The sequence below is a fragment of the Methylobacterium symbioticum genome (assembly GCF_902141845.1).
In the GTDB taxonomy this organism is placed as follows: domain Bacteria; phylum Pseudomonadota; class Alphaproteobacteria; order Rhizobiales; family Beijerinckiaceae; genus Methylobacterium; species Methylobacterium symbioticum.
In genome coordinates, this window is sequence record NZ_CABFPH010000056.1 from 19215 (window position 1) to 35719 (window position 16505).

Here is a 16505-nt window from a genome sequence, read left to right on the forward strand (position 1 = left end):
GAAAGGTCCCGACCTTTCGAAACCATGACTTGCGAGGCGGACCGCACGCGTCTCACCGCCCGAGATACACTTCGACCACCTTCGGGTCGGCGGAGACCGCGTCGATCGAGCCCTCCGCCAGCACCGCGCCCTCGTGCAGGCAGGTGACGCGGCACTGAAGCGCGCGCACGAAATGCATGTCGTGCTCCACCACGATCACCGCGTGGTCGCGGGCGATCTCGCGCAGCAGCGTCGCCGTCTCGGCGGTCTCGGCATCGGTCATGCCGGCCACCGGCTCGTCGACCAGCAGGAGCTTCGGGTCCTGCGCCAGCAGCATGCCGATCTCCAGCCACTGCTTCTGGCCGTGCGAGAGGTCGGCCGCGGGGCGCCCGCGATGGGCGATCAGCCCGACCTTGGTGAGCAGCGCGTCGATGCGCTCGGCCTCGACGCGGTTGCGCCAGCCGAACAGGGAGGCGACGCCCGAGCGCGGGCCCTTCAGCGCCAGCAGGATGTTGTCGGCCACCGTGTGGCTCTCGAACACGGTCGGTTTCTGGAACTTGCGGCCGATGCCGAGGTCGGCGATGGCCGGCTCGTCGAGCTTGGTCAGGTCGAAGGTGCCGTCGAAGAGCGCGGTCCCGGTATCGGGCCGGGTCTTGCCGGTGATGCAGTCCATCATCGTGGTCTTGCCGGCCCCGTTCGGGCCGATGATCGCCCGCATCTCGCCCCGGTCGAGGGTGAGCGAGAGGCCGCGTAGGGCCCGGTAGCCGTCGAAGGTGACCTTGAGGTCGTCGAGATAGAGCAGCGCGTCGGTGACCCGCTTCTTGGTGGCGGGGCCGACCGAGGCGTCGTGCCGGACCGGCTCGAGGAGATCGGTGCCGCTCATCAGCCCTGTCCTTCCTCGGCGAGCTTCGGGGCGATCTCGGGCTCAGGCGGCAGCTTGGCCCGCGCGCGGCGGCTGCCGAATCGCTCGATCAGGCTGCCGACGATGCCCTTGGGCATGAACAGCGTCACCACCACGAACAGGGCACCCAGCGCGAAGAGCCAGGCATCCGGCATCGCGCCGGTCAGCACCGTCTTGGCGTAGTTGACGATCACGGCGCCGAGCGCCGCGCCGACCAGCGTGCCGCGCCCGCCGACCGCGACCCAGATCACCGCCTCGATGGAGTTGGTGGGGGCGAACTCACCTGGATTGATGATGCCGACCTGCGGCACGTAGAGCGCGCCGGCCACGCCCGCCATCATGGCCGAGACCGTGAAGGCGAGCGTCTTGTAGTGCTCCGGCCGGTAGCCGAGGAAGCGCGTGCGCGATTCCGCGTCGCGCACCGCGATCAGGATCTTGCCGTAGGCCGAGACCGTCATGAAGCGGGCGACCAGATAGCCGAGCGCCAGAGCGATCCCGGTCGCCACGAACAGCGCCACGCGCGTGCCCTGCGCCTGGACGGGGAAGCCGAGGATGTCCTTGAAGTCGGTCAGCCCGTTATTGCCGCCGAGACCCATGTCGTTGCGGAAGAAGGCCAGCATCAGCGCGAAGGTCATCGCCTGGGTGATGATCGACAGATAGACGCCCGTTACCCGCGAGCGGAAGGCGAGCCAGCCGAACACGAAGGCGAGCAGCCCCGGCACCGCCAGCACCATCAGCGCGGCGAAGGCGAAGTGGTCGAAGCCGAGCCAGTACCAGGGCAATTCCTTGTAGTTCAGGAACACCATGAAGTCGGGCAGGACCGGATTGCCGTAGACGCCGCGCGGTCCGATCTGGCGCATCAGGTACATGCCCATCGCGTAGCCGCCGAGCCCGAAGAAGGCGCCGTGGCCGAGCGAGAGGATGCCGCAATAGCCCCAGACGAGATCGAGGCTGAGCGCCAGCAGCGCGAAGGCGAGATACTTGCCGAACAGCGAGACGAGATAGGTCGGGAGGTGCAGGCCCGAGCCCTCGGGGATGACGAGGTTCAGGAGCGGAACGATTGCGCAGAAGGCGGCGAGCGCCGCCAGGAAGATCCAGCCCTTCGGGTCGATCAGGCGGGTGCGGGTCATGCTCACGATTCCACCGCCCGGCCCTTGAGCGCGAACAGACCGCGCGGGCGCTTCTGGATGAACAGGATGATGAAGATCAGCAGCGCGATCTTGGCGAGCACGGCCCCGAAATACGGCTCGAACAGCTTGTTCGCCACGCCGAGCGTCAGGGCCGCGACGAGCGTGCCCCAGAGGTTGCCGACGCCGCCGAAGACCACGACCAGGAACGAGTCGATGATGTAGCCCTGGCCGAGATTGGGCGAGACGTTGTCGATCTGCGAGAGCGCGACGCCCGCGATGCCCGCGATGCCGGAGCCGAGGCCGAAGGTCATGGCATCGACCCAGGGCGTGCGGATGCCCATGGCCGCGGCCATGCGCCGGTTCTGCGTCACTGCCCGGGTCTTCAGGCCGAAGGAGGTCTTTCTGAGGACGAAGAGCAGGCCGAGGAAGACGCTGAACGAGAACAGCACGATCCACATCCGGCCCCAGGTGATGGAAAGCCCGAACAGGTCGAAGGCGCCCGACATGAAGCCCGGCGAGCCGACCTCGCGGTTGGTCGGCCCGAAGATCGAGCGCACGCTCTGCTGCAGCACGAGGCTGACGCCGAAGGTGGCGAGCAGGGTCTCGAGCGGCCGACCGTAGAGGAAGCGGATGATGCCACGCTCGATCGCGACGCCGACCGCGCCCGCCACCAGGAAGGCGCAGGGGATGCTGATGGCGAGCGACCAGTCGAACAGGCCGGGCGCGTGTGCGCGGATCGCGTCCTGCACGAGGAAGGTGGTGTAGGCCCCGAGCATCACCATCTCGCCATGGGCCATGTTGATGATGCCCATCACGCCGAAGGTGATGGCGAGCCCGATCGCGGCGAGCAGCAGCACCGAGCCCAGCGAGATGCCGTACCAGACGTTCTGGGCGGCGGCGGCCACCGCGAGGCGGGTCTCGATCGCCTGGATGCCGCGGCTGGCCGCCGCCTTCACGGTCTCGCTCGGATCGCTCGCCGCGAGGCCGCGCAGGATGGCGATGGAATCGCCGTCGCCGCGGGCCTGGAGGATCGGCAATGCCGCCAGCCGGTCCGCTTCCGGCGTGCCGGGCTTGGCGAGCAGCAGCGCGGCGCGGGCCTGCTCGAACAGGCGCTTGATGCCCCGGTCGCCCTCCTTGGCAAGGGCAGTCTCGACGGCCGGCAGGGCGCTCGTGTCGCGCGCCTTGAACACCGCCTCCGCGGCCTCGCGGCGCTTGGCCGGATCGGGGCTCACGAGGTTGAGCTGACCCTGCGCCGCATCGAGCGCGCGGCGGATCTTGTTGTTGGCGCGGACCGGCTTCAGCCCGTCGGCTTGCGCCGCCGCGCCGGTGCGGGCGTCGATGAGGTCGCTGCCCTGCTTCACGAACAGGGCCTTGTCGGCGGGACGGTAGAGCAGGCGCCCGTCGGCGAGCGCGGTCAGCACGGCGCCCGCGCGCGGGTCGCCGCTGGCGGCGAGGCCCGCGATGCCGGCCTCGATGTCGCCGTAGCTGTCGCTCGCGAGCCGCGCATAGGGATCGGTCTGCGCGAGGGCCGGGCCGGCGAGGCCGAGCAGGAGAAGAAGGGCGAGGAGGCGGATCATGAGGTACCCGGTCTTGCGAGCCCGCACGGGCTGGGTCGGAGACGCCCGTGCGGCGCGACGGAACCCCGGGCTCGGCGAGCCCGGGTCCGGCTACGGGTCGGCGCGACGTGCCACCTCACCAACCTCCCGCCCAGGGGGAGCCCTCCCTCCGGCCGCGAACGGCCCGGCGGGAGGTTCGTGAGAGACACCGAGGCGCCGGGCGGGCCTCAGGCGCCGCCGCACTTCTTGGTCTTGGTGTTGTAGTTGCCGCAGTTGAGCTTCACCCAGTCGGCCTCGAGGTCCTTCGAGCCGTCGAGCTGCTTCGACCACGCCTCGCCGGGGATCAGGCCCTCGGTCTTGTTCACGACGTCGAACTGGCCGTCATCCTTGATCTCGCCGATGAAGACCGGCTTCGTGATGTGGTGGTTCGGGAGCATCTGAGAGGTGCCGCCGGTGAGGTTCTTCTGCTCGGTGCCCGGCAGCGCGGCGATGACCTTGTCCGGATCGGTGCTGCCGGCCTTCTCGACCGCCTTCACCCACATGTTGAAGCCGATATAGTGCGCCTCCATCGGGTCGTTGGTGACGGCCTTGGGGTTCTTCTTGTAGGCCTGCCACTGCGCGATGAAGGCCTTGTTCTCGGGCGTGTCGATCGACTCGAAGTAGTTCCACGCCGCGAGGTGGCCGACGAGCGGCTTGGTGTCGATGCCGGCAAGCTCCTCCTCGCCCACGGAGAAGGCCACGACCGGGATGTCGGTGGCCTTGATACCCTGGTTGGCGAGCTCCTTGTAGAAGGGCACGTTGGCGTCGCCGTTGATGGTCGAGACCACGGCGGTCTTCTTGCCGGCCGAGCCGAAGCTCTTGATCGCGGCGACGCGCGTCTGCCAGTCCGACTGGCCGAACGGCGTGTAGTTGATCGAGATGTCCTCGGGCTTCACGCCCTTGGCCTTGAGATAGGCTTCGAGGATCTTGTTGGTGGTGCGCGGATAGACGTAGTCCGTGCCCTCCAGCACCCAGCGCTCGACCTTCTCCTCCTTCATCAGGTAGTCGACGGCGGGAATGGCCTGCTGGTTCGGGGCGGCGCCGGTGTAGAACACGTTGCGCTCGCTCTCCTCGCCCTCGTACTGGACGGGGTAGAACAGGATCGAGTTCAGCTCCTTGAAGACCGGCAGGACGGACTTGCGCGACACGCTGGTCCAGCAGCCGAACACGGCCGAGACCTTGTCCTTGGCGATCAGCTCGCGTGCCTTCTCGGCGAAGAGCGGCCAGTTGGAGGCCGGATCGACCACCACCGGCTCCAGCTTCTTGCCGAGCAGACCGCCCTTCTTGTTCTGCTCCGCGATGAGCATCAGCATCGCGTCCTTGAGCGTCGTCTCGGAGATCGCCATCGTCCCCGACAGCGAGTGCAGGATCCCGACCTTGATGGTCTCCTGTGCCCGTGCCGCGCCCGCGCTCAAGGAGGCCAGCGCCAGACCGCCGGCGAGCGCCGCGGCCGAAACCCACGTCTTCAGATTCGTCATCATGCCGTTCCCCGGCCGCTTTTCGCGACGGCCGACCCCAGGCAATCGACGTGCCAGCGTCTTTCGGCGCCATCTCTGGCTGAATCGGCGGCACTGCCCAAAGGTGGTGCGAAAGCTTGACATGATATGCCTAATTTATGCGCATTGGCCTTCCGGATAAGCTCGACAGAAGGCAGGTTGACCGCAATTCGTGCGCGACCGGTCCGCGGGGCGACCCGGCAGCCGAGCCGGAGCGGCGGCTTTGTGGGCAGGTCGGCGGGCTCGGGCATGCCTTAAGCCCGGCGCATCGGCCGCCGCGCGTCGCCTTCGGGCCGCTCCTCTGCTACAGGCCCGCTTCGGGGTGGGCCGTCACCGGCTGGCCCATCCCGAGGGGAGCCGCGACTTGGAACCTGTCGGATTGCGCACCCATCGGATCGCCGTGATCGGCGCGCCGATCGAGGTCGGGACCAGCGAGCTCGGCGCGGTGATGGGCCCGGCGGCCCTGCGCACCGCGGGCTTGGTCCGGGTGCTGCGCGACCTCGGCCACGCCGTCGAGGATCTGGGCGACGCGGTCCCGGACGGGCCCGCCGAGGGCCGCGGCCTGCCCGCGGTCGCCGCCTGGACGCGCGCCCTTGCCCGGCAGGTCGAGGCGGCCTTGGGCGATGGCCACCTCCCCCTCGTGGCAGGGGGCGACCACAGCCTGTCGCTGGGCACCGTCGAGGGAGCGATGCGCCACTGCGCGGTGTCCGGCCGGCGGCTCTTCGTGCTCTGGCTCGACGCGCATGCGGATTTCAACACGCCGGAGACCTCGCCCTCGGGCAACCTCCACGGCATGCCGCTGGCCGCGCTCTGCGGCGAGCCGGGCTTCGCCGACCTCTTCCCCGATCCCGGCCGCGTGCCCCTCGATCCGGCGCAGATCCATCTGTTCGGCCTGCGCTCGATCGATGCGGGCGAGCGCGCCCTGGTCGGCGCCCGCCGGGTCGGCGTCACCGACATGCGCGAGATCGACGAGTTCGGCGTGGTCGCGCCGCTGCGGCGCATCCTGGAGCGGGTCGCCGCCACGGACGGGCACCTGCATGTGAGCTTCGACGTGGACTTCCTCGATCCGGGGATCGCGCCCGGCGTCGGCACCACCGTGCCCGGCGGTGCCACCTTCCGCGAGGCGCATCTCATCATGGAGATGCTGCACGATTCCGGCCTCGTACGCTCCCTCGACGTGGTCGAGCTCAACCCCTTCCTCGACGAGCGCGGGCGCAGCGCCCGCGTCCTGGTCGAGCTGGTGGCGAGCCTGTTCGGCCGGCGCATCCTCGACAGGCCGGCCCCCGCCGCCGCGGTCCCGAGCGGATCCGACCGCGCGTGACCGCGCTGCCCGGCCCCCTCGCCCCGGCGCGTCAGCGCTCGGTCGGCCGCGTCGCGCTGCGCGTGGCCGCCCCCGGCGGAAGCCCCGGCCCGGCCCGGATCGTCGACCTCGCCGAGGCGGGCCCCTTGCGCCTGCGCTTCCCCAACCGCGCGCCCGGTGCGGTCGAGACGGAGGCGGTTCTGGTGAACACGGCCGGCGGGGGCGCCTGCGGCGACGATTTCACCGTGGACCTCACGCTGGAGCCGGGCGCGCGCCTCGCCTTCACCAGTACGGCTGCGGAGAAGCTCTACCGCTCGGACGGGCCGGTGAGCCGGCTCGCCAATCGGGTCGTGGTGGAGGCTGGCGCGCGGCTGGCCTGGCTGCCGCAGGAGACGATCCTGTTCGATCGGGCACGGGTGCGCCGCAGCTTCGCGGCCGATCTCGCCGCGGATGCCCAGCTCCTGGTCTTCGAGGCGGTGGCCTTCGGCCGGGCCGCCCGCGGCGAGGTGCTGCGCGCGGGCCTGTTCGAGGATGTCTGGCGGGTGCGTCGCGCCGGCCGCCTCGTCTATGCCGACACCCTGCGTCTCGAGGGCGCGCTCGGCGATCTCCTCGCTCGTCCGGCGATCGGGGGCGGCGCGGGCGCCTGCGCCACCCTGCTCGACCTGTCTCCGGGCGCGGAAGCCGGCCTGGAGCGCGCGCGCGCCACCCTCGAAGCTGCCCGCATCGAGGGGGTGGAGGCTGGCGCGAGCGCCTGGAACGGCCATCTCGCCCTGCGCTGGCTCGCCCCGTCCATCGCCCCCTTGCGCACCAGCGCCGCCCGTTTCCTCGAAGCCTGGCGCGGCCTGCCCCTACCCCGGGTCTGGCAGAGCTGAAGATCGGCCTTCGGGGACGGTGCGGCCACCAAGTCCCGAGGCCGGCAAAGAACCGCCACGGGACCGTTGCCCTTTGCCCGCGACCTCTGCTAGAGACGCGCAACCCCGGTGCCGGCCGCCTGGTCCGGGGGCGCGATGCCCCTCGGGCCGGTCGCGCGAGAGGCCTCGTGGCGGAGTGGTTACGCAGAGGACTGCAAATCCTTGCACCCCGGTTCGATTCCGGGCGAGGCCTCCAAACTTCCCTTATCGCTTCGGACCCTGCACCCAGCCCGCCGCGTCGCGCGATGGCCGGTCCGCACGCGCATCCGACATCGTTGCATCCGAATGGCGCCCTCTGCGGACATGCGCCGCGGGAGCGCCCTCCCCTGCGTCGGCCGCTCGACCCGGGTCCTCCGCGCGATGCGGGCCTCGGCGGTAGGGCTGCCGGAAGCGGCTGTGGCGCGCGGGCCACGCCCCCCGCAACGAAGTGCCGCGACACTGCGATTTGGTGCTTGCCAGCCGCTCCGACCCTGTGTAGACACCCCCTCGCGATCCCCGATAGCTCAGTTGGTAGAGCAGGCGACTGTTAATCGCCTTGTCGCAGGTTCGAGTCCTGCTCGGGGAGCCACCAAGCTCCCGCATCGCCCGGTTGATCTCGGCAATACGCCGATTCCGCGTCTTCACTGCGCGGCTGTCCGGTGTCTTGATGGTCCCCGGAGTTCTCAAGACGTCCCGATTATTTGTCCGGCCATCATCGGTCCTGGCCGCCGTCGGCGGATGAGCGGCGAGTCCGCGCCGCTTTGCCGGGTGCGAGCCGTCGAGCCAATCGGCCTTCGTCCGGATCGTCCGCGCATCCGTCCCGTCCGATCGATGTCGAGGATGCGCGGCGTCATTGGCGCGCATTGTGATAGAGCCGCTCGCCTTGTTCGGTGATGATCAGGGTCTGCTTCGCGGTGTCGAGCATGGCGAGCCCGCGGCGCATCAGGCCATGGGCCTCGCAGGCTCCGAAAACCTTTTGTGACTTGCCAGCGAGACGCCGCAGCAGGCGTGTTTCGGCAACGGTAAGACCGATCAGAGGCGTCACGCTGAACCCCACCCACGTGGTCGTCGGGCCCAGTAACGATCAGCTCCGACGAACGGTTCACAGATAAAACTGGCTCACCCGGACCGACGCCGATCACGCCGGGGACGTCTTGGCGTCCTGGCGCGGCCTGCATGGCCATTGTGTCGGGCCGGCCCGTGGGGCGTTCGGCGGTCCGCATGAGGCGCCTCGGGTCTCGCCGGACCCCGATCCGGTGATCGGTGGAGGCCCCGCCGACCCTCGGCCTCCCGGCACTGGCCGCCCCCCTGATCCACCGTGCTGCGCGGCGTTCGGTGGGCTCGACGCCGAGGACGGGCGTCTTGCCTGTATCGCCGCCCTGTCGACACCGCCCCGCGCCGCCTGAGCGATGCCCGCGGCCCGTCGCTCGCGTCGCAGGGCTGCCTCAGCCCCTGCGGATAGGCTCAGGCCCCTGACGGAAGCGTGGTCGGCCGCCCACCCGCGTCTCCTCTCGCGTCGAGGGTGCGTCTGGAACTGGGGATCGGGCTTGACCGGCGCGCGTGCATGATCCTTGCTCCGGCCCGTCGCCGTCCGGCCAGATGCGAGGTCTCCCCCGTGCTCCTCACCCCACGCGAGAAGGACAAGCTCCTCGTCGCCATGGCGGCGCAGGTGGCGCGCAACCGGCTCGGCCGCGGTGTGAAGCTCAACCACCCGGAAGCGGTGGCGCTGATCACCGACTTCGTGGTGGAGGGCGCGCGCGACGGGCGCTCGGTGGCCGAGCTGATGCAGGCCGGCGCCACCGTGCTCGACGCCTCCCAGGTGATGGAGGGCGTCGCCGAGATGATCCACGACATCCAGGTCGAGGCGACCTTCCCCGACGGCACCAAGCTCGTCACCGTCCACCACCCGATCCGCGGCAACCCCTCGGCCGACGTGCCCGGCGCGGTGACGACGCAGCCCGGCGAGATCGTGTTCAACGAAGGCGCCGAGCGCACGGTGATCACGGTGGCCAATACCGGCGACCGGCCGATCCAGGTCGGCTCGCACTACCATTTCTATGAGGTCAATCCGGGCCTCGTGTTCGAGCGTGCGCAGGCCCGCGGCAAGCGCCTCGACATCGCGCCCGGCACCGCCGTGCGCTTCGAGCCCGGCGCGACGCGCGAGGTGACCCTGGTGCCGCTCTCCGGCGCGCGCACCGTCTACGGCTTCCGCGGCGACGTGATGGGCAAGCTCTGATGGCCAACACACCCAAGCCCGCCGCCCTCCCCCGCGCGGCCTATGCCGACATGTTCGGCCCGACGACCGGCGACCGCATCCGGCTCGCCGATACCAGCCTCGAGATCACGGTGGAGCGCGACCTCACCACCTACGGCGAGGAGGTGAAGTTCGGCGGCGGCAAGGTCATCCGCGACGGCATGGGCCAGTCCCAGGCGACCAATGCGGACGGCGCGGTCGATACCGTCATCACCAACGCGGTGGTGCTCGACCATTGGGGCATCGTGAAATGCGATGTCGGCATCGTGCGCGGCCGCATCGCCAAACTCGGCAAGGCCGGCAACCCGGACGTGCAGCCGGGCGTCGACATCGTGGTCGGGCCCGGCACCGAGGTGATCGCGGGCGAGGGCAAGATCCTCACCGCGGGCGGCTTCGACAGCCACATCCACTTCATCTGTCCGCAGCAGATCGAGGAGGCGCTCTGCTCCGGCGTCACCACCATGCTCGGCGGCGGCACCGGGCCGGCGCACGGCACCTTCGCCACCACCTGCACGCCCGGCCCCTGGCACATCGCCCGGATGATCGAGGCGGCCGACGCCTTCCCGATGAACCTCGCCTTCGCCGGCAAGGGCAACGCCGCCCGGCCCGAGAGCCTCGTCGAGATGATCCGGGCCGGCGCCTGCGCGATGAAGCTGCACGAGGATTGGGGCACCACGCCCGCCGCCATCGACACCTGCCTCACGGTCGCCGACGCGCACGACGTGCAGGTCATGATCCACACCGACACCTTGAACGAGTCGGGCTTCGTCGAGGATACGATCGCCGCCTTCAAGGGCCGCACCATCCACGCCTTCCACACCGAGGGGGCCGGCGGCGGACACGCGCCGGACATCATCAAGGTGGCGGGCCTGTCGAACGTCCTCCCGTCCTCGACGAACCCGACGCGGCCCTACACGAAGAACACCATCGACGAGCATCTCGACATGCTGATGGTGTGCCACCACCTCGACCCGTCGATCCCCGAGGACCTCGCCTTCGCCGAGAGCCGGATCCGGCGCGAGACCATCGCGGCCGAGGACATCCTGCACGATATCGGCGCGCTCTCGATGATGTCGTCCGACAGCCAGGCCATGGGCCGGGTCGGCGAGGTGATCATCCGGACCTGGCAGACGGCGGACAAGATGAAGCGCCAGCGCGGCGCCCTCCCTGGCGACGCCTCCGGCACCGACAACCTGCGGGCCCGCCGCTACGTGGCGAAGTACACGATCAACCCGGCCATCGCGCACGGGGTCTCGCGGCATATCGGCTCGGTGGAGCCCGGCAAGCTCGCCGATCTCGTGCTCTGGAGCCCGGCCTTCTTCGGCGTGAAGCCCGATCTCGTGCTGAAGGGCGGCGCCATCGCCGCCGCGCCGATGGGCGACCCCAACGCCTCGATCCCGACGCCGCAGCCGGTGCATTATCGCCCGATGTTCGGCGCCTTCGGCCGCATGCCCTTCGCCACCGCTCTCACCTTCGTCTCGAAGGCGGCGGTCGAGGACGGCCTCAAGGAGCGGCTCGGGGTGCAGAAGGCACTGGTCGCGGTGGAGAACGTGCGCGGCGGCATCTCGAAGACGAGCATGGTGCTCAACGACGCCACCCCCGTGATCGAGGTCGATCCCGAGACCTACGACGTGCGCGCCGACGGCGAGCTGCTCGTCTGCGAGCCGGCCGAGGTGCTGCCGATGGCGCAGCGCTATTTCCTGTTCTGACGCCCGGTTCCAGAGGTCCATGATCCGCGCCACCCGCCTCCTCCGTGCCGATGCCCTCTCCGGCGCGGAGATCGTCGACCGCGTCGTGCTCGACCACGGCGACCGGCACCGCCGCCGCGTGGCGATGCGGGGCGCGGGCGGCCTCGCCTTCCTGCTCGACCTGCCCGAAGCCACGGTGCTGGAGGACGGCGACGCCCTGGTGCTGCAGGACGGGCGCCTCGTCTGGGTCGAGGCCGCGCCCGAGCGCCTGCTGGAGATCCGGGCGCCGTCGGACCATGCCCTCAAGCGGCTGATCTGGCATATCGGCAACCGGCACATTCCGGCGGAGATCGCGCCGGACGCCGTCTACATCGCCCATGACCACGTCCTCGCCGAGATGGTGCGGGGCTTAGGCGGCACGGCCGAGGCGGTGGAGCGCCCGTTCCGCCCCGAGGGCGGCGCCTATGCCGGTGGCCAGGGCCATCATCACGGCCACGGCCATCATGACCATGACCATCACCATGGACATCACCACCACGCCCACGCGCAGGGGTGAGACCTGTGCGTGACGCGCTCCGGCTGATGGCGTGGCTGTCGCCGACCTATCCGGTCGGGGCCTATGCCTATTCGCACGGCCTCGAATGGGCGGTGGAGGCCGGCGACGTGCGCGACGAGGCGAGCCTGCTCGGCTGGCTCACCGACGTGGCCGAGCGCGGTTCCCTGCGCAACGACCTGATCCTCGCGAACCACGCGCACCGGGCGGCGTCGGCGGGCGATGCCCCGGCGCTCGCCGCGGTCAACGACCTCGCGCTCGCTCTGGCCCCCTCCCGCGAACTCCATCTGGAGACGAGCCAGCAGGGAACGAGCTTCCTCGATGCGACGGCCGAGGCCTGGCCCTGCCCGGCGCTTTCCGACCTCGCCGCCGCGCTGGCCGGCCCGGTCGCCTATCCGGTCGCGGTCGGCGCGGCGTCCGGCGCGCACGGGGTCGAGGCCGGCGCCATGCGCGCCGCCTACGGCCTCGCCTTCGTCCAGAACCTCGTCTCGGCGGCGCTCCGGGCCGCGCCGGTCGGCCAGGCGGCCGGCACGCGGGTGATCGCCCGGCTCACCCCCGTCGTCGCGGCCCTCGCCGAGGCGGCCGGCCCCCTCGGCCTCGAGGCCATCGGCTCGGCCACATTCCGGCTCGATCTCGGATCCTTCCGGCACGAGACCCAGTATTCGCGGATCTTCCGCTCGTGAGCGGGCTCGACCTCGCGCGCCTGCGGGCCGAGACGCCGGGCACCGCCCACGGCATCCACCTCAACAATGCCGGCGCCTCGCTGATGCCGGCCCCCGTGGTCGAGGCCGTGAAGGCCCATCTCGACCTGGAGGCGCGCCATGGCGGCCACGGTGCGGCCGAGCGTGCCGGCGACCGCCTTGCCGCCGTCCACGGCAGCGTCGCCCGGCTGATCGGCGCGGCACCCGATGAGATCGCCCTGACCGAGAGCGCGACGCGAGCCTGGCTGATGGGTTTCCACGCGCTTGCCCGAACCTTCGGGCCGCGCGAGCGCATCCTCGTCAGCCGGGCGGAGTTCGGCGCCAATGTCGTCGCCCTGCGCCAGGTCGCCCGCGTCACGGGCCTGCGCGTCGAGACCATCCCCTGCGACGCGGACGGACGGGTCGATTGTGCGGCGCTGGCGCGTCGGCTCGGCCCCGATGTCCGCCTGATCGCGGCGACGGCGATCCCCTCCAATGGCGGCCTCGTGAACCCGGTCGCCGAGATCGGGCGGCTCGCCCGTGCCCACGGCATCCCCTACCTCCTCGATGCCTGCCAGATGGTCGGACAGCGTCCGGTCGACGTGGCGGAGATCGGCTGCACGCTGCTCGCCGCCACCGGCCGCAAGTTCCTGCGCGGCCCCCGCGGCACCGGCTTCCTCTACGTCCGGCGGGATTGGATCGACCGGCTGGAGCCGGTCATGCTCGACCATTTCGGCGCGCCGCTCACCGCGGAGGGCTATGCCCCGCGCGCCGATGCCCGCCGCTTCGAGACCTACGAGCACGATCACGCCGCTCGGCTCGGCCTGGGCGTCGCCGCGGATTACGCGCTGGCGCTCGGCCTCGATGGAATCGCGGCGCGCTGCAAGGACCTGGCGGCCCAGCTCCGGGAGGGGATCGCCGCCATTCCCGGCGCGACCCTGCACGATCTCGGGCCCGACCCGGCCGCCCTCGTCACCCTCACCTTCGCGGGGATTCCGGCGGAGGCGGTGCGGGCGCAACTGGCCGAGGCCGGCATCGCCGCGGGCCTGTCCCTGCACGCGGCGGCGCCCGATGATGCGGCGGCGCGTGGCCTGCCGCCTCTTCTGCGGCTCTCGCCCCATTACTACAACGACGCCGACGAGATCGCGCGCGCCCTCGCGGTGCTCGCGCGGATCGCGGCTCGCGCTTGAAGGACAGCAGCATGACCTCGCAGAACGGACCCTTGCGTGTCGGCATCGGCGGCCCGGTCGGCTCCGGCAAGACCGCGCTGATGGAGCAGCTCTGCAAGCGCTTTCGCGACCGCTACGAGATCTGCGCCATCACCAACGACATCTACACGAAGGAGGATGCGCGCATCCTCACCGTGGCCGGAGCGCTCCCTGAGGAGCGCATCATGGGCGTCGAGACCGGGGGCTGCCCGCACACGGCGATCCGCGAGGACGCCTCGATCAACCTCGCCGCGGTGGCCGAGATGCGCCGCCGCTTCCCGAAGCTCGACCTGGTGCTGATCGAATCCGGCGGCGACAACCTCGCCGCGACCTTCTCGCCGGAGCTTGCAGACATCACCCTCTACGTGATCGACGTGGCGGGCGGCGAGAAGATCCCGCGGAAAGGCGGGCCCGGCATCACCCGCTCGGACCTGCTGATCGTCAACAAGACCGATCTCGCGCCGCTGGTGGGGGCCGATCTCGCGGTGATGGAATCCGACACGCAGCGGATGCGCGGCGAGCGCCCCTATGTCTTCGCCTCGCTCCGCGCGGGCGCGGGCGCCGACACGGTCGCCCGCTTCATCGAGCAGGCCGGGGGCCTAGCTTGAGTCAGGGGATCCCAAAGGGATCATCCCTTTGCCGGGTCCAGGGCTCTGCCCTGGACTGAAGTTCCCGGGCTCTGCCCTGGACCCGCGAGAGGGGTGACCCCTCTCGACTCCCGGAATCCTAGTGCTCGGCGTTGGCGGAGCGGGCGCGCACCGCACCCGTGCGGGCGGGGCCGCCCATCAGGGCGTCGAGGCGGCTCATGCGGGCCTGGAAGCTCTCCGAGGCGGCGAGCGTGGCGCGGGCCTGGGCCTTCGGCACCGGCTTGGCTGAGCGGATCTCGCGAGCCTGCGCGAGGGCGGGCAGCGCGAGGAGGGCCGCGAGGCCGAGGGCGAGAGCGCGGATATCCGTTCTCATGGGGAGGGTCCTGGGGAAGGTCCTGGGATGGCGCGGGGAGACCGTGTCCGTCCCGGCCAAGCTAATCCTGCGCCCGGTCCGTCTCTGTGCGGTTCTGCACATCGCGCGTCACGGCACGCCTGCCTCGACAGATCCGTGCGCGGATGCGACCTTCACCACACGGTCAGGCGACAGGAGGCATCATGTCACCGGAGATGCGGGAATCGCGCGCGGCGCTGATCCTGCTCGCTGCGGCGGTGATCTCGGTCCTCGCCTTCGGCGCCTTCACGCTGCTCAGCCAGATCGGTTGAGCCGGTCCGGGAGCCCGCTGCCCGGCTGCGCGTTGCCGCTGATCCTGCAGCGGGGGATCGAGATGGACGCGGCCGACCTGTTTCCCGGTTTCGAGGCCCGCTGGCTCGAGGCGCCCTGGGGCAAGGCCTTCGCCCGGATCGGCGGGCCGGAGGCGGCCCCACCCCTGCTCCTGCTGCACGGCTTCCCGCAAAGCCACGCGATGTGGCACCGGGTGGCACCGGACCTCGCCCGCGACCACCGCGTGATCTGCCTCGACCTGAAGGGCTACGGCTGGTCGGCCGCGCCCGATGACGGGCCGCCGCACGAGGCCTATGCCAAGCGCACGGTCGGCCGCGAGATCGTGGCGCTGATGGAGCGGATCGGGCATGTCCATTTCGCGCTCGCCGGGCACGACCGCGGCGCCCGCGTCGCCTACCGCCTCGCCCTCGACGCGCCGGGCCGGGTGGCCAAGCTCGCCCTCCTCGACATCGTGCCGACCCTCGTCCAGTGGGAGCGGATCGCGGCGAGCCCCGGCATGAACCCGCACTGGTCCTTCCTGGCGGAGGCCGCGCCGAAGCCCGAGGACGCGATCCGCACGGGGCCGGACGCCTATTTCGAGGGGCTGCTCGCGCAGTGGAGCGGGCCGCACGACCTGTCGCCCTTCGACCGGCGGGCGCTCCATCTCTACCGGCAGGCCTGGAACGTGCCCGAGCGCATCCATGCCCTGTGCGAGGATTACCGGGCCGGCGGCCCGGACGGGCCGGATCGCGCGGCCGATGCGGCCGACCTCGCGGCGGGGCGGAGGCTCACGATGCCGGTTCTCGTCCTGTCGAGCCGGGCCTATCTCGAGCGCGGCAAGTCCGAGACGGCGCTCGCCGTCTGGCGGCGCACCTTCGCGCCGCAGGCGGCAGGCAGCGAGATCGAGGGCGGCCATTTCCTCGCCGAGGAGCAGCCGGCGGCGGTGCTGGCGGCGCTGCGGGCGTTCCTGGCCGGGGGCGAGCCTCACCCGCCGGCGTAGCGCGCCAGCGTCACCGCGGTCTCGCCGTAGCCGCGCCGCTCCAGCTCCGCGAAGCCGGCGGGCAGGTCGATCGCGGCGCTCTCCACCTCCTCCACCATCACCAGGGCCCCGTCGGCGAGCCAGCCGCCGGCGGCGGCGCTTGCCAGGGCCGGGCCCGCGAGATTCCGGCCGTAGGGCGGATCGCAGAAGACGAGGCCGTAGGGGGCGCCTGGGCCCATCGGGCCGAGACGGGTGGCGTCGCGGCGGAACAGGCGCGTGGTGCCCTCCGCGCCGAAGCTCTCGATATTGGCGCGGATCACGGCCCGCGCCTCCGTGCCCTCGTCGACGAGGAGCGCGTAGGCCGCCCCGCGCGAGAGCGCCTCGAAGCTGAGCGCGCCGGTGCCCGCGAACAGGTCGAGCACCCGCGCGCCGGGCACCGGGTCGTCGTAGGCGTGGGCGAAGATGTTGAACAGCGTCTCGCGCAGGCGGTCCGAGGTCGGCCGGATCGCGTCGCTGCGGGGCGTGGCGAGGCGCCGGCCGCGCCAGGCGCCGCCGACGACCCTCATCGCGTGCCGCGCGGCGGACGGCCACCGCCGGGCCGGCC

The 16505-nt window shown here is 71.1% G+C and carries 16 protein-coding genes and 2 tRNA genes; 11 read left to right on the plus strand and 7 right to left on the minus strand.

Going from position 1 to position 16505, the window contains the following annotated elements:
* Nucleotides 1-52 precede the first annotated feature (52 nt).
* The 4 genes from urtD to urtA form a co-directional block, all read right to left on the minus strand.
* Nucleotides 53-862 carry an urea ABC transporter ATP-binding protein UrtD gene (gene urtD, locus MET9862_RS18015; RefSeq protein ID WP_142584279.1) on the minus strand — a complete coding sequence of 270 codons (810 nt, stop codon included), beginning with the start codon at nt 860-862 and terminating at the stop codon, nt 53-55.
* Nucleotides 862-2010, minus strand: a complete 1149-nt coding sequence (urtC, locus tag MET9862_RS18020) for an urea ABC transporter permease subunit UrtC (RefSeq protein ID WP_142584280.1) — start codon at nt 2008-2010, stop codon at nt 862-864. Before urtC ends, urtD begins: the two co-directional genes overlap by 1 nt.
* A gap of 2 nt (nt 2011-2012) precedes the next feature.
* Nucleotides 2013-3587 (minus strand): urea ABC transporter permease subunit UrtB, encoded by a 1575-nt coding sequence (urtB, locus tag MET9862_RS18025; protein WP_142584281.1) that lies wholly within the window; start codon nt 3585-3587, stop codon nt 2013-2015.
* Nucleotides 3588-3793: 206 nt separating this feature from the next.
* Nucleotides 3794-5083, minus strand: coding sequence for an urea ABC transporter substrate-binding protein (urtA, locus tag MET9862_RS18030; protein WP_438616627.1), 1290 nt, complete (start codon nt 5081-5083; stop codon nt 3794-3796).
* 382 nt (nt 5084-5465) lie between these two features.
* Between urtA and rocF the strand changes: the two genes are divergently transcribed.
* The 4 genes from rocF (at nt 5466) to MET9862_RS18050 (ending at nt 7880) form a co-directional block, all read left to right on the plus strand.
* Nucleotides 5466-6422, plus strand: a complete 957-nt coding sequence (gene rocF / locus MET9862_RS18035) for an arginase (protein ID WP_244612778.1) — start codon at nt 5466-5468, stop codon at nt 6420-6422.
* Nucleotides 6423-6427: 5 nt separating this feature from the next.
* Nucleotides 6428-7273, plus strand: a complete 846-nt coding sequence (locus MET9862_RS18040; RefSeq protein ID WP_142584293.1) for an urease accessory protein UreD — start codon at nt 6428-6430, stop codon at nt 7271-7273.
* A 161-nt stretch (nt 7274-7434) separates the two neighbouring features.
* A tRNA-Cys gene (locus tag MET9862_RS18045) sits at nt 7435-7508 on the plus strand.
* Nucleotides 7509-7804: 296 nt separating this feature from the next.
* Nucleotides 7805-7880: transfer RNA gene (locus tag MET9862_RS18050), tRNA-Asn, on the plus strand.
* Between the two features lie 261 nt (nt 7881-8141).
* Here the strand turns inward: MET9862_RS18050 and MET9862_RS18055 are convergent.
* Nucleotides 8142-8336 (minus strand): hypothetical protein, encoded by a 195-nt coding sequence (locus MET9862_RS18055; RefSeq protein WP_142584283.1) that lies wholly within the window; start codon nt 8334-8336, stop codon nt 8142-8144.
* Nucleotides 8337-8906: 570 nt separating this feature from the next.
* Between MET9862_RS18055 and MET9862_RS18060 the strand changes: the two genes are divergently transcribed.
* From MET9862_RS18060 to ureG, 6 genes are read left to right on the plus strand one after another with little or no spacing between them, the layout of a single operon-like run.
* On the plus strand, nt 8907-9527 hold the full coding sequence (locus tag MET9862_RS18060) for an urease subunit gamma (protein ID WP_142584284.1): 621 nt from the start codon (nt 8907-8909) through the stop codon (nt 9525-9527).
* Nucleotides 9527-11254: an urease subunit alpha gene (gene ureC, locus MET9862_RS18065; protein ID WP_142584285.1), complete on the plus strand. Its 1728-nt coding sequence runs from the start codon at nt 9527-9529 to the stop codon at nt 11252-11254. Before MET9862_RS18060 ends, ureC begins: the two co-directional genes overlap by 1 nt.
* Before the next feature lie 19 nt (nt 11255-11273).
* Nucleotides 11274-11789: an urease accessory protein UreE gene (locus MET9862_RS18070; protein ID WP_142584286.1), complete on the plus strand. Its 516-nt coding sequence runs from the start codon at nt 11274-11276 to the stop codon at nt 11787-11789.
* A gap of 26 nt (nt 11790-11815) precedes the next feature.
* Entirely contained in the window at nt 11816-12469 is a 654-nt protein-coding gene (locus tag MET9862_RS18075) for an urease accessory protein UreF (RefSeq protein WP_142584294.1), read from the plus strand.
* A complete protein-coding gene (locus MET9862_RS18080; protein WP_244612780.1) occupies nt 12466-13656 on the plus strand; it encodes an aminotransferase class V-fold PLP-dependent enzyme in 1191 nt (396 codons plus the stop codon). The genes MET9862_RS18075 and MET9862_RS18080 overlap by 4 nt, the downstream gene beginning before the upstream one ends.
* An 11-nt stretch (nt 13657-13667) precedes the next feature.
* Nucleotides 13668-14282, plus strand: a complete 615-nt coding sequence (ureG, locus tag MET9862_RS18085; protein ID WP_142584287.1) for an urease accessory protein UreG — start codon at nt 13668-13670, stop codon at nt 14280-14282.
* A gap of 118 nt (nt 14283-14400) precedes the next feature.
* Here ureG and MET9862_RS18090 read toward each other — a convergent pair whose 3' ends face one another.
* On the minus strand, nt 14401-14634 hold the full coding sequence (locus tag MET9862_RS18090; RefSeq protein ID WP_142584288.1) for a hypothetical protein: 234 nt from the start codon (nt 14632-14634) through the stop codon (nt 14401-14403).
* 352 nt (nt 14635-14986) lie between these two features.
* Between MET9862_RS18090 and MET9862_RS18095 the strand changes: the two genes are divergently transcribed.
* A complete protein-coding gene (locus tag MET9862_RS18095) occupies nt 14987-15922 on the plus strand; it encodes an alpha/beta fold hydrolase (RefSeq protein WP_142584296.1) in 936 nt (311 codons plus the stop codon).
* Here the strand turns inward: MET9862_RS18095 and rsmD are convergent.
* Complete coding sequence (gene rsmD, locus MET9862_RS18100) at nt 15907-16467, minus strand: 16S rRNA (guanine(966)-N(2))-methyltransferase RsmD (RefSeq protein ID WP_142584289.1); 561 nt, start codon at nt 16465-16467, stop codon at nt 15907-15909. The two genes, MET9862_RS18095 and rsmD, sit on opposite strands and share 16 nt — an antisense overlap.
* Nucleotides 16468-16505: the final 38 nt, after the last annotated feature.